The organism is Crateriforma conspicua (genome assembly GCF_007752935.1).
In the GTDB taxonomy this organism is placed as follows: domain Bacteria; phylum Planctomycetota; class Planctomycetia; order Pirellulales; family Pirellulaceae; genus Crateriforma; species Crateriforma conspicua.
Map to the genome: position 1 here is coordinate 5,290,636 of NZ_CP036319.1, position 13,347 is coordinate 5,303,982.

Consider the following 13,347-nt stretch of genomic DNA (forward strand, 5'->3'; position numbering starts at 1 on the left):
GGTTTAGTCAGGGCGTCTGCAGGGCGGCGGGGATCGGTTTATCCGCCAGTTCGTCGATGATGCCTTGGCTGCGTTCCTGAGCGTTCAGGACTTCCAGTTTGCCGACGAACAACATGATTTCACCGCCTTCGGGGATGATCTCCTTGATCAGTTTGCCCGCTTCGCGCCCGGCCATGTAGTTGCTGGTCCCCAAGTAAAACTGGCGTTTCGATTTCGGCGCATCGCTGTCTTGGCAGATCACCGTGGTCGCGTCACAAGCCTCGTTGATCATCTGGACTTGGTTTTCCGGATCAATCGGGCTGATTGCGATCCCGTCCAACTGATTAGCGACGTTGGACTCCAGAAAGCGTTTTTGTTCTTCGATGGTACCGGCCGAAGGCATCTGGACGTCCACATCGCATCCAAACTGTCCCGCCGCACGCTCGCACCCGTCTTCGGCCAGCGTCCAAAAAGGATCCGTGCTGTTGGTGATGTAGGCCAATCGGACGCCAGTGCCGCTCAAGTCCAAGTCGGGTGACAGTAGAGGCCCTTCGCCCTTCTTCATCAGGGCGACTTCGTTGCGAAATTGCTGCACGTTGTCTTCGGTGATCCGGCGGTGCGGGATATAGATCAGCGAACTATCGGGTACGTCCACGGCCTGGCCCTTGGCCAGCATGGTCAACCACTGAACGCTGCGATAACCGAACGCATAAGGATTCTGAACCACCGTGCCATAGACATTTCCTTCCGCGATTCCATTCAGCGTATCGGGGTGTTCGTCGAACCCGACGACGGCGACGTCCCCCAAACGCTCACTACTTCGCAGCGCGGCCAGGATCATTGGCGTATTGGCACTCCAAAGCCCCACCATGCACTTGATTTCGGGGTGACGCAGCAGCGTCGCTTCAGCATTCTCCTTGGCTTTGTTGTTGTCTTGGTTATCCGTCAGAATCCCAAGGACCGTGTATCGGCCCGCCTGCAACGGGAAACGTTCTTTCTCGCTGGCGGTCGGTTGCTTTGAGGAACCACAGCCGCTGATGGCCAGAAACACGAAACCGGCCAACACGCATGCCAGGACGGGAAGACGGGAAATGTTCCAAAGAACGTTCGATCGCATGCAGTTCACCAATCAATCACCAAAACATGAAAGCCGACACGGCAATACCCGACGGGCCGGGCGCGCTGTCCCACGAGCCCTTCGTTGCGGCCATGTTAATGCCTGTGAAGCCCCGTTGTGGCACTCGTCTGTTCCATTGCCGGGACAATCGCGAGGGCCGGATGCGGTCGCACCGCCTTGGGGGTGCGTGAAACTGTGCCCGTGAAGCCTGTGAGACTTTGCGGATTGGATCATCAATCCTTGACCCGCACTTCTGCTTTGACCGATCCAACCCTTCAGCAAACCAGGGTGTCGATTGCTGCGCCGTCCGGCGGAACGACGCACCGGACCGGTTCCGCGAACCATGTTCATGTGGTCACGGTTCATGTGGCCACGGGAGGCACTTTGGTTTGCCAGACAAAGCAACGCATGCAAAACGGCCCCGACGGATCGCTATGGACGACATCACCACCGACCAATTTGTGACCAACAGTTCCAAGTCATCGCCGCGTGGCCCCAAATTACTAGGGATTTGGCGATTGGGCAGCGTGGTCCATCGAACCGAGTCGGCGGAGATCACGTTGGCCCAACCTGCCGACGCATCCCAAAATCCGCGTTGGGACTATGTCATCAAGCGGGGCTTGGATGTTGAACAGTCACCGAGTCATCGACAGTTCATCGCACAGGCCGCTGCGGCTTCGCAAGTTGCCAAGCATCCGAATCTGGTGTGCGTCCTGGACGGATCCGTTTCGGGCTCGCATCCGTTCGTGGTGATGCCACGAATCGAAGGTCGGACGCTGCAACAACACTTGAGCGATGGCAACATCTTGGCGTTGCCGGTTGCACTCTGGCTGACCCGACAAACAGCCCAGGCGATCGCCACCCTGCACGCGGGCGGATGGATCCACGGTGACATCAAACCGGCCAACATCTTGGTCAGCGGCCAAGGTCATGCAACCGTGATCGATCTCGGTTTTGCGCGACGCATCCACACCCCGCTCGGTCGCGTGTTTCGCGGCACGCCCGAATACGCGTCGCCGGAAATGCTGGAAAGCGAAACAGCCGCATTGCCATCGATGGATGTGTTTTCTTTGGGCCGAATGCTTTGGCAATTCATGGCCCATTGCAACGACAGTTCATCGCCGGTCGTGGAAACCGCTTCGGAATTGGTCGCGTCGATGATCGATTTGGATCCAGACGCACGGCCGACCGCCGCGTCCGTCGTCGACCGATTGCTGAAACTGGAAATCAATGCGTTGGGCAGCCATATCGAACCGGTGCACCGTGCACGTCGCGCGGCATAAGGGTCTGATCACCAGGGCCAATGAATCAGGGCCAATGAATCAGGACCCGAACGCTGAATACCGGTGTCGACACACCGGTGCCACCAAGACGGGCACAAACACGTCCACCGACCATGCGATATGCTGGTGAGGCTCACTTCGGGAAACCGGCTGTGAGCACGTGTTGCCCGCCCGTCTCTGTTCCCAACAGGCCTTCTGCCTTGGGACAGTCCTCGTGATCAGCGTGATCGCCCTATGATGCCACGACGTTTCGGTCGGACCTGTCCCCTGGCCGTTCTGGTGTTGATCGTTGCGTTCACCAGAAACGAATGCGTAGTCGCCCAGTCGACAGACCACGACGCCGACCTGGATCCGGTACCGGTGATCTTTGATACCGATATCACGGGTGACGTGGACGACGTCTTAGCACTGGCAATGCTGCACACGCTGGCGGATCGTGGCGAGTGCGATCTGTTGGCCGTGACGATATCAAAACGTCACCCGAAAGCTGCCGCATTCGTTGATGCGATCAACACGTTCTACGGCCGGCCGGACATCCCGATCGGAATTTCGACGACGGCGCCACCACGTGAAAGTCGCTATCTGTCTTTGGTCGACCAAAGACAACCCGACGGTACCGATCGATATCCACATGATCTGCGCGACGACAGCGATGCTCGTGAGGCCGTCGAACTGCTGCGGCAAACTTTGGCCGATGCGGACGATCATTCCGTCTGTCTGATCCAAGTCGGCTTGGCGGTCAACACAGCGGATTTACTCGACAGCAAACCGGACCGCATCAGTCCCATGAATGGACACGATCTGGTGCAGCAAAAGCTGCGTCTCGCTTCCATCATGGCGGGTGCTTTTGGCCCCGTTGGATCGAATCCCCGCCACTTGGAGGCCAACGTAAAGAACCACATTGAATCCATGCAGCAATTGGTCAACCGCTGGCCACAAAGCGTTCCTAGCATCTGGAGTGATTTCCGAATCGGTATCGCTGCCAAATATCCGCGACGTTCCATCAAGAATGACTTTCGCTACGATCCACATCATCCCGTCCGCGAAGCCTACTTACGATACAACGGCCCGGACCACGATCGACCGACGTGGGATCTAATCAGCGTGCTTTACGCCGTCCGGCCCGGGGACGGCTATTTTGGCTTGTCCGATCGCGGGGTGGTCGAAGTCCAAGACGACGGCTTCACCGCATTTCGTCCGTCCGCGGATGGTCCCGATCGTTACCTGACCATGAGCAAACCTCAAGCTCATCGCGTCATCGAAGTTCAGCGCAGCCTGGTCAGCCAGCCACCCAATCGGAATGCAACATCTCGCGTCACCGATTGATTCGGTTGCCAGCGATCGGAGTGCCGAAGGTCAAATTTCGTCGCCTAAAAATGCCGTTGTGAAGCAATCATCGGGTCGCACCTTCCCGGCCCGTTGCGGATCCAGACTGTCCATTTGTTCGACCAACGTCTTCCACCGGTCGAGCGTCATCATGCCGATGTCCTGGGACGTCATGTCTTGCGGGACCGCGAGTGGCTTCATCTGTTCGACGCCGAACTGCAAGGCTTCGGCAGTCATGCCGTGTTGATTGGCATCCAATACGGCCGCGTTGCCAAGTGCAGGATTATCAAAGTAATGCTGCCAGCCCTGCCGAGTGGCCTGGACAAATTTACGAACCAATTCGGGTTGTTCTTCGATCAACGTTTCGGTGGTGACCAGAACACTGGAATAGGGATTCCACCCCAGATCGCTGACCATTAACTGACGCGTCTGAACGCCTTGCTGTTTGGCCAACAGCGGTTCGGCAAAACTGTAGGCTTGAATCGCAATCGTCGGATCGGTGACCAGGGATGCCACGCTGCCGTGGTAGGGCACCTGTTTGACTTGTTTCAGATATCCACGCTGTTCCAGAAAATCCAAGAATGCTCTTCCGGGCTGGCATTGCAGCGTCATCCCACTGGTCGCAAAGTCATCAAAGGACTGCACCGGGCTGGCCGCTTGAACCATGATGCAACGCGGATGATTTTGGACCGCAGCCAAGACGGCCACCACCTTGGATCCCTGACGACGAAATTGGATCACATCGTCGGCACCGGTGATCGCAAAGTGACAACGTCCCAAGTCCAACTCCGGAGCCACCGGCGTCGCTCGGCCTCCGGGACGGATTTCGACATTCAAACCTGCCGCCGCATAGGTCCCGTCGGCCTGGGCTTGATAAATCCCACCATGCTCGGTTTCGGGGTACCAATTCAACTGGACTCGAACCGCCAACTGATCCGCCCGGGCCTGATCGGCGGCGGTCACGACCGGCGGTTGATCCGATTGGCGACAGCCCAACGTGAACAGCAGACCAGACGCGATGATCAGCCCCGTCACCCGGTGGATGAACGTTCGTGAATGCCGCGGACGCTTGCCTGGTGTTCGGTCAAATCGAAAACGTTGGATGCTCATGACGACTTATAGATTCCCGTGTATGCCCAGCGGCGCAGCACCGTCGCAGCCAGAAGCTGAACGGCACCAAACAAAACCAATCCCAGCAGTGCCGATGCGAATAACGCGGCGATCAAAGCGTCGGTACGCGATCGTCCCTGCCAACCGGTCATCAGTGCCCCCAATCCCTCGTAGACGGAACCATTACTGACGAAAAATTCGGCAATGATCGCACCGATGACCGCCAAGCCGCTGCTGATTCGCAGCCCCAAAATGATTTGCGAAACGGCACCAGGAATTTGCAAGCGTAGCATCCGTCGCAACCGCCCGGCACCGTACAAAGAAAACAGTTCGTCGTGATCGGTTCGCACCGCCAGCAACCCCGTGGTGCAGTTATTGACGATCGGGAACAAACAGATGATCACGGTCGCAATGACCGCACTGCGAAACGTATAGCCGCTCCAGATCACCAACAGCGGCGCGATGGCCACAATGGGCACCGTTTGCAAGAAGACGACATACGGAAACAACGCGCGGCGCAACAGCGCTGACTGGCTGAACAAAACGGAAAGACCACCACCCACCAAGAATGCGGTGAATAATCCCACCACTGCAGTCAGGCCGGTCACCCACATTCCCCGTAGAATCGCATCGCGTTCTTCCCAGCCCGCTTGAACAACGTCCACGGGAGTGGGCAAAAGAATCTTGGGCAAATCAAACAGCACGACGACCGCGTACCAAACGGCAATCATCGCCACCAACACGGACCCAACGGCGACCACGGTTTGTGCGATCTGCATGAAAGGGCGATTCACGTGCCAGCCTCCATTTGACTGGAACGAGCACCATGATCCTGCACACCGACGCTTGTTCGCAGACGATCGCTGATCGTGCCATAAAACTGGCCGAACTCCGGAGTCCGCCGTTGCTGCTGCGAACGCGGCCATGACAACGGATTGATGATCCCATCGCCGCAGGTCCCATCACGCATCACGAAAATTCGATGCGATAACAAGCAGGCTTCGGCAATGTTGTGGGTCACCAGGATGGCCGTGAAGCAAAGCTGTCGCCACAAACCCAACAGCAATTCCCACAGTTGACCGCGCAAGATGTCGTCCAGCGCGGCGAAGGGTTCATCCAACAACAACAATCGCGGACGAGTCACCAATGCACGTGCAATGGACACACGCATCTGCATGCCACCGGACAACTGATGCGGGAAACGATCGATGGCATCAGCCATGCCAACGGTATCCAGGATCTCCGTCGCCCTGCGGGTGGCGTCGGCGGGATCGCATGATCGAGTCAAACGCAGTGGCAAGCTGACATTTTGCAACGTCGTCCGCCAGGGCAGCAGCGCCGGGTGCTGAAACACAAAGCCCAATTCACCGCGGCGTCCGACCGATGGTGGATCGATGGTGACACCACCGGATGATGGTGACTGCAGCCCGGCGATCGTTCGCAACAGCGTTGTCTTTCCACAACCGCTGGGGCCGATCAGGGCCGAGATCTCACCAGATGCAAATTCGACATCCGCCTGATTAATGACCTTGACGATCTGTCGACCCGCCCCGGGAAATTCTACGCTCAGACGACGACAGCGCACCGCCGACGCACACGCGGTGGGTTCGGCAGCGTTCAAAGGGGCCGCTGGCATCAGTCGGGCGTCATCAACAGGGGTGCAAGCCTAGGACGGTTGGTGTCACGCCGCAGTATAGCAACGCGTCCATCGCTCCCCAGCCCATCACCGCCGCCGTCAGCGGTTCGTTGCGAAAGGACAGGATTCCGAGACAGGCGAGAAATCAGTCGTCTTCTTTGGCCCGCTGGGCAACATCACGAAGCGTGTCTTTGCCGGGGCTCAAGACGACCCGCTGACCGTCGATTTCCAGCACCACGTATTTGCGATTCACTTCCGCCACTTCGCCCGTCACCGTTCCGATTTCGAATCGGTCCCCCACGCGAAGCTTCAACGTTTTTCCGGACGTCCGAACGTTCATCCACGCCGTCCAGTCATCACGTCCTTGAACCAAGGCCGTCAGAACCGTTTGGCTGGCGTGATCAAACTTTGGTTCGGGTTCGGGTTCCTTTTCCACCGGTGGTTCGTTGACGCGAATCTTGACGACCTGCTCGGTCGTTTGCGCGGGATAGCCCTTGTCGGTAGCGCGTACCAGCACCTCGAATTCACCGGTTTCCTTTGGTTCGAACGACAGCGTTCCTGATTGAGCATCCAATTCGACGAAGTCCGGCGCGTCCTCGCCCAATTCATATTCGATCGGATGATCTTCTTCGTCGGCAAAATTGACCCTGGCCGTACTGCGGCGTCCAACGATCCCTTCGATCTGCGAATCACCGCCGAACCGCGGCGCCTTGTTCGGTGGCTCGAAGAAATTTCGATTCAAGATGGCTGATTCGTACGCTGTCATGTCAGGATCGACACGCCACGACGGGGCTTCCGACACGGTGGCTTCGGCAGGCACGGTGGACAAACCGATGGCGTCCACCGCCATGGTGACACGCAGATCACCGGTACGTGACGGCTTGATCGTCAAGTCGGCAATTCGGTGCAGATAGTCCGTCGCATAAAAGGAGTGCAACAAGCGGATGACCGTTGGTAAGTCCGCTGAACCACCAACGCTGAAACGATGGCGTGTGTACAGATCTTTCATCGGCGTCGAATTCACATGACGCACATCGGGCGTATTGATTCCCGTTTCTTTGACCAAGTCCAACAGATACGACGAATAGCGCGCGACGGCGATCTCGCGATCACCGGGCAAGGATCGCACGCGATATTCGCCCATCTGACGTTCCGCCATCGCGCCTTCCAACAGACGCGTGTTGAGATCCAAGGACGTCTGTTTCAAGTTCGCGATCTTTGTGATGCGGTCTTGCTTGGCATTCTTGTATTGGGTGAACATCCATTGCAGGCCGACCACGACCAACAACCCGCCGATTGCCATCGCCAGAAAACGTTCGCGTTGGGTCATGACGTCACCTCCTGGCCGGCATCACTTCCGCCGGCACCATCACCTGAATCTTGCGGAACCGTGTTTGAATCCGCTGGCGTTTGGCCGTCCGAATCGCTGTTTCCAGCGGCTGACTGATTGGCTGCCGCGTTCAACAGATCTTCAAAGGCTTGATACCGTCCGGCTTGAACAAAGTCGGGGGACACCACGATGTCTTCCTTAAAGCTGTATCGATAATACGGCTGCGTGCGATCGAAGGTGGCTCCGTCGCCCATCACACTATGCACTTGGTCGCGAATCGAATCTTCGAATTCTTCGATCAGGTCTGAATCCGTCACACCGCCACGGATGGTCATTGTGCCGCCACCTGTGCGAGTGTTGGACGCACCATGAAATTCGCGAACAATCAAGTCTTGGGCTGGCGGCATTTCTTCGGCTAATCGCTTCATCGCAGTCAACCAGTTCACATCGCCGTTTAAGAACAGATCGACTTGGCCGACTTCCGTGATACTGGTATCAGCCATCTCAACTTGTTCTTGCAGTTTTCCATTGGCCACTTGCAGTCGTTCGATCTCTTGATCCATGCCGGCGAACTGGCGATAAACCATGAAGCCCAACAGCAATACCAAAGCGACCGGAACGCCCACCATCGCGGCGATCCGCCCGCGGTTGCTTTTTGGTTCTGGACGTTTTCGAGGCTGAAGAAAGTCCACCAACCGATCGGCGTGCAATTCGTCGGCAACCAGCAATCCGACCAACGGAGCCAAACGGCCGGTGTGATCGGTCAGTTGGTCCGACGCGGCACGATCCAAGTCGACCAACGTAAACGGGTCCAGGGTTTCGACGTCCAATCCGGTTGCCTGGGCAAGTTCGGCGACGTCTTGTTCGTGAACCTCTTTGCGTCCCCAAAGGACAACGCGACGTTGGTCCGACGCGGCGCCGCATGCCAGCAGGCTCCGCTTCAATTCGCCGGCCAAAGATTTGGAACGAGCGGCCGCTTGAGCGGGCAGTCGCACGGTGCGAACAAAGATCACGCTGCCGCTGTCGGCGATCACAATTTCCGCTTCGTCTCGCAACAAGTCGACCAAGATCACTTGGCCTTCACTCCGTCCCGATGGCCCCGCGGCTAGGAACAACGCGGCACTGGCCAGCGGCCGCAACGCGATCCGCACTGGATTCAAGGTCGCCGATTCGCAAACCTCTTTGACCTCTTTCAGCTTCGACGGCCCGATCGCCGCGGCGATCATTTCGACGCCGGATTCATCCCGATTGGTCACCAGGTAGTCGACCAGGGCACTGTCGCCCGCCGAAGCAAACGATCGGATCGCTTGAAAGCGAACCATGTCGGGTAATTCTTCGTCGGGAACGGCCGGCAGTTGCAATTCACGCAATTCTGCTTTGCCACGGCCGATGGCGACCAGCGTGTCGTGCTTGGCCCACCCACGCTGCTTGGACTGTTCGGATAAAACCTGGTGGACGTTTTTGTCGCCCAACGGCAAAACCGCGACATCCGTCACTTTGACGCTGCTACCGCTGCAGTTGGCCGCGACCAACCGTAGTTCGCCGTCGTCCCAGTCGATTGCGATCTTTTTTGCCATTCGATTCGTCTTCGTCGGGTTCGTCTGTGTCGTAAGTCAAAAACTAGATCGGCAACCTGGCGTTGCGGATACGGGCATCGGCACCATTGATCCTAATCGCCGATGGGTCACCGGCGGCCAGAAAACTTACTGCGTCGCCGCAGTGGCCAGCCCGCGAATGCCAAGGGTTGTCAGGTCAAATCCACGCCCCAGATGGCTCAGGTCACGCTGGGCGACGATTTTTGGATTGACCGTCGTCGCATCGATCACCACGTCGGTGCGGTGAAAGGCACCGCTGTTTTCGAAATAACCGACGATCTGAGCCGAATAAACGTCGCCCCCCCCGGTTAACAGCGGTTGCAGAATTTTCATTTGGTCCAGTGTGATTAAACCCGCCACCAACGGCCATGTTTCGAAATGGCGATTCACATCGTCCGTTTCTTCCGCTCGGTACTCCAAAATCAGGTCCACCGTTTCCGAATCCAGCAACGGAATGCCATAAAGCAACTCCGCCGGACACTCGTTTAAATTGATCCGTCCCGGTGTGACGTAGGAATCCTGAGTCGTCAGCGCGTCCATCAACAGCGGCATGTACAGGGCCATCGAGATCGGGTCCTCGGCAAACGGAGACTGATAGGTCACCGCCGAATCGCCTTGGCCGATCGACACGGTGGATCCGATCAGATCCAGGACTTGCCCCAACTGATTGCTGCCGCCACCGGACAGATCCAATTCGTCCAATGCCTCGGACGCCCAGGGCTGGCTGGGGCCACCACCGGCATCGTTTTCATCCGCCGTCTGCTGCGCGGTATCGGCGTCGATCCCCAAAGCCGCATTCAGGTTTTCGACGTCGGATTCGTTATCGGACTGACCGGAGATGCGATAGGCCACGATGTAGCTGGCGTAAGACTCATCCCCCAACGCATCCAACAATTGATCGTAAAGGAGTTCCAGATCATCCTGGTTGACATTGACGCGATCACTGCCGTCTTCACGACGATTCGATTCGACGCCGTGAACCGTCAAGTAGGCAGCCCAACCGAGCGCTCCGGCCGTTTCGATCCCCACACCGAAACGCTGCTGTTCGTCGGCATCCAAGACGCCGTTTCGATTCGCGTCAGCCCCGAACAACAAAGTGGGTGTGACCCCACGAATCAGCAGCAGTTCCTCCACCGACTGCAACGGACCGTTGGCGGCGTCGTAGGGGGTGGTCAAGGTGTTGTAGTACTCCGATTCAACGCCTAGTTCGCGGGCCTCGTCGTCTTCATCGATCCAGTCCAGAATGGCTTCGGCAACATCCTCGGTCATGCCGGGCAATGCCATCAGCAGGTTCACGGCGATACTGTCGGAAAGAACCTCGGTCGACGAATCATCCATCGGCACCAACGCCATGATCGCGTCACTGTACTGGTCCAAAATCGGCAGAGTGTTGACATTCAACTTGGCCGATTCATCACGTAAACCGAACCGAATCCCGCCGTAGCGTCCTGTTTCGTCCAAATCGGTTGCGATCACCGAAAAATTGGACGCCGTCGTCCCATCCGCTCCGGTGGAAACCGTGATCGCTTGGAACATGTTGGGATTGTTGTAGATTCCGCCGAAATCCGTCCGAGTTTCCTTGGGCTGTGCCAACAGTAAACGAATCGCCTCGATGCCTGATTCAGTATTCACGCGAGTTTGCACGATGTCAGCCGACAAGTATGCCGAATCATCGTAGGCGACCATCAATTCGGTAAACGAGTAACAGGCCAACGTTGCCACTGTCACCACGATCAAAGCCAACACCAAAAAGAAAGCGGGGCGTTTGGCGGTGGACGCTTTTCGATGTCTGTTGATGGATTCGGTCGGCCCGTCGTTCGATCCGGCGATCATAGCGTCGTCTCCATCAACAAGTCTTCTTCCTCTTCCTCGATCGGCTTGGCCATCGGCAGACGAATGACGTGCTGGAACAACTGAGGTTCATCGGTGGCGGCGACCGCCGCATCGGTGGTTTCGGGTGCCAATGCCAGGGTGACGCGGATCGCCATCGGCAATTCTCCCATTTCGTCACTGCTCCATTCAATCTGCCACATGAAGCCGTCCCAGTATTCGAACTGCAACGATTGAATTTCCGGGGCAATCAAATCGCCGGTCGCGTTCAGCCCACTGACACCGCCGGAAAGCATCGCATAGGACGACGCCGCGCGGTCCAGACTTCGCCGCACCAGACCGCCGCCGGCGGCTTCGTCTTGTTCAACAAAGTCTTGAACCAACTCGTTCAAATCATCGCTGACGCCGCTGACCGTGCCCGGGGCTTGGATGAAATAGGCGACCGTTTTGATGTCGCTGGGTACGTCATCCAGATCGCTGGGCGAACTGTCCAGCATCTGGACATATTCCTCCAATCGAGGCAGACGGCTGACGTCAAACTGGATTTGACCTTGGTTGCCGATTAACCCCGGCGTCTCCAAGACCGCTGTCCCGATCGCCAAGTCCGTCGATGCCAGTGATTCATCGGTCAACAACGACGTGTCGTCGGTCATCAATGCGTCATCGGATTCCGATTCACCGGTTCCGCCTGCCGCGGCCGCTGACGCATCACCACCGGCAAAGGCCGCCATCAGACTTTCCAATCCGGTGGTATCGGCCGGTTCCGGATGGACCACGCATCGCAAATCGTCTTCAATCATTTGCATGATCGCGGTGACCAACTGAATCTGGCGGACTTCTTCGTCGGCCACATTCATGTCGCGGGCATAAAACTGGATCGCGAAGCCGACCAAGCCCATCAGAACGACCGAAAGCGACAACGACAATAAAGCTTCCAGCAATGTGAAAGCGGATCGATCCGACGGCCACGATTTGACGGCCGCACTCCGGTGCAAACACTCGTTCATCAAATGCCTCCGGCCGAATCAGTTGCACCAGCAGCGGCTTCCTCGCGTGCCAACTCCGCCTCTTCTTCCGCTTCGGCCAGCCCCAACGCGGGATCGATCATCCAGCGGTCAAGCACGTACAACGCGGTGGACGGTCCACCCGCCGGATCGACCGCTTCGACGGTCACTCGAATCGCCAGCAAGCCATCCAATTGCCCAGGCTGAACTTCGACCGAATACATAAAAGCGGTCAGCGAAGTCGAATCAAACGCTTCCATCGGAGACGACGGAACGCTGACGGGTGTGACCAGATAATCCAACAGGATTTCAGACATCTTTCGTTGGGCCAACAAGCGCGCCATCGCCAAGTCACGAGCTTCCCGCGCCGCATCGGCACCGGTACTCGCGATCTGTGACAACACCGCCAGGGAACCGCCCAGAATGGCCAGTGCCAGAACCAATTCCAACAACGAAATGCCGCTTCGCGTCTGCATTGGTTCACCCCTCCGACGTGACAGCGGTTGAAACAATCGCGACTTCGCCCGTGATCCCACGGATCATCACCAGCTTGCCTTCACCGATCGTGTTTTGCAGCTGGATCGCCGCGGTACTGGTCGTCCCGTCGGGATAGAACAAGATCGGCGACGCGGTGTCCCCGATCGGTTCGTCCAGCACGGCCGTATCGGAAGCGGCGTCTTGAACCACTTGCATCGAACGGACGGTCGACGCCACCGTGATTCCGCCAAAGGTGACGTTGTCCGGCAGCGTGAATTCCTTCACCGGAATTTCGTCGGTCTGAACCGGCATCGCCATCGCCTGATCGGCGCCGGTTAATAGCGCCGAACTGCCGGGATTGATCTCAGCCGTTTCAGTGGCGTCAGAAAGAGAATTGTACGCGCGAACGCGAAAGTCACCCGTTTCCGGTACGACTTCCATCATCAACACCTTTCCCTGACGCATCGCATCGACGCGGGTCCGCGTCATTTCGATCCGCATCTGATCCGCTGCACGCTCCAACCGGCTGCCGCTAAGCAGAACATCCAGCTGGGGAAGAGCGACCGCCGCCACGGCAGTCAAAACCGCCAGGGTCAACAACATTTCCAGCAATGTGAACGCGCGAGTGGCCGGTCGATCCATGCACCGTAGATCGGCAAA

Annotated in this window: 12 protein-coding genes; 2 read left to right on the top strand and 10 right to left on the bottom strand. The window is 57.6% G+C overall.

What is annotated here, in order from left to right; genetic code table 11:
• Positions 1–7 precede the first annotated feature (7 nt).
• On the bottom strand, positions 8–1,096 hold the full coding sequence (locus tag Mal65_RS19345) for a substrate-binding domain-containing protein (RefSeq protein WP_145301322.1): 1,089 nt from the start codon (positions 1,094–1,096) through the stop codon (positions 8–10).
• Positions 1,097–1,530: 434 nt separating this feature from the next.
• On the opposite strand from Mal65_RS19345, the gene Mal65_RS19350 reads away from it, so the two are divergent.
• Both Mal65_RS19350 and Mal65_RS19355 read left to right on the top strand, forming a co-directional pair.
• Positions 1,531–2,379 carry a serine/threonine protein kinase gene (locus Mal65_RS19350; protein ID WP_145301325.1) on the top strand — a complete coding sequence of 283 codons (849 nt, stop codon included), beginning with the start codon at positions 1,531–1,533 and terminating at the stop codon, positions 2,377–2,379.
• Between the two features lie 234 nt (positions 2,380–2,613).
• Positions 2,614–3,705 carry a nucleoside hydrolase gene (locus Mal65_RS19355; RefSeq protein WP_231131178.1) on the top strand — a complete coding sequence of 364 codons (1,092 nt, stop codon included), beginning with the start codon at positions 2,614–2,616 and terminating at the stop codon, positions 3,703–3,705.
• 30 nt (positions 3,706–3,735) lie between these two features.
• Here the strand turns inward: Mal65_RS19355 and Mal65_RS19360 are convergent, their stop codons facing one another.
• The 9 genes from Mal65_RS19360 to Mal65_RS19400 all read right to left on the bottom strand — a co-directional run bounded on the left by Mal65_RS19360 (position 3,736) and on the right by Mal65_RS19400 (position 13,329).
• The gene (locus Mal65_RS19360) at positions 3,736–4,815 is read right to left on the bottom strand and encodes an ABC transporter substrate-binding protein (protein ID WP_145301328.1); all 1,080 of its coding nucleotides are present in this window, start codon (positions 4,813–4,815) and stop codon (positions 3,736–3,738) included.
• Complete coding sequence (locus Mal65_RS19365) at positions 4,812–5,609, bottom strand: ABC transporter permease (RefSeq protein WP_196784306.1); 798 nt, start codon at positions 5,607–5,609, stop codon at positions 4,812–4,814. The genes Mal65_RS19360 and Mal65_RS19365 overlap by 4 nt, the downstream gene beginning before the upstream one ends.
• Positions 5,606–6,451, bottom strand: a complete 846-nt coding sequence (locus tag Mal65_RS19370; RefSeq protein WP_145301329.1) for an ABC transporter ATP-binding protein — start codon at positions 6,449–6,451, stop codon at positions 5,606–5,608. Before Mal65_RS19370 ends, Mal65_RS19365 begins: the two co-directional genes overlap by 4 nt.
• 145 nt (positions 6,452–6,596) lie before the next feature.
• The gene (locus Mal65_RS19375; RefSeq protein WP_145301330.1) at positions 6,597–7,781 is read right to left on the bottom strand and encodes a cadherin repeat domain-containing protein; all 1,185 of its coding nucleotides are present in this window, start codon (positions 7,779–7,781) and stop codon (positions 6,597–6,599) included.
• Positions 7,778–9,358: a type IV pilus biogenesis protein PilM gene (locus tag Mal65_RS19380; RefSeq protein WP_145301333.1), complete on the bottom strand. Its 1,581-nt coding sequence runs from the start codon at positions 9,356–9,358 to the stop codon at positions 7,778–7,780. Before Mal65_RS19380 ends, Mal65_RS19375 begins: the two co-directional genes overlap by 4 nt.
• 126 nt (positions 9,359–9,484) lie before the next feature.
• Positions 9,485–11,209 carry a type II secretion system minor pseudopilin gene (locus tag Mal65_RS19385; RefSeq protein WP_145301336.1) on the bottom strand — a complete coding sequence of 575 codons (1,725 nt, stop codon included), beginning with the start codon at positions 11,207–11,209 and terminating at the stop codon, positions 9,485–9,487.
• The gene (locus tag Mal65_RS19390) at positions 11,206–12,213 is read right to left on the bottom strand and encodes a prepilin-type cleavage/methylation domain-containing protein (protein ID WP_165701388.1); all 1,008 of its coding nucleotides are present in this window, start codon (positions 12,211–12,213) and stop codon (positions 11,206–11,208) included. Before Mal65_RS19390 ends, Mal65_RS19385 begins: the two co-directional genes overlap by 4 nt.
• Positions 12,213–12,686, bottom strand: a complete 474-nt coding sequence (locus Mal65_RS19395) for a type II secretion system protein (protein WP_145301342.1) — start codon at positions 12,684–12,686, stop codon at positions 12,213–12,215. The genes Mal65_RS19390 and Mal65_RS19395 overlap by 1 nt, the downstream gene beginning before the upstream one ends.
• Before the next feature lie 4 nt (positions 12,687–12,690).
• Entirely contained in the window at positions 12,691–13,329 is a 639-nt protein-coding gene (locus Mal65_RS19400; RefSeq protein WP_165701389.1) for a prepilin-type N-terminal cleavage/methylation domain-containing protein, read from the bottom strand.
• Positions 13,330–13,347 lie beyond the last annotated feature (18 nt).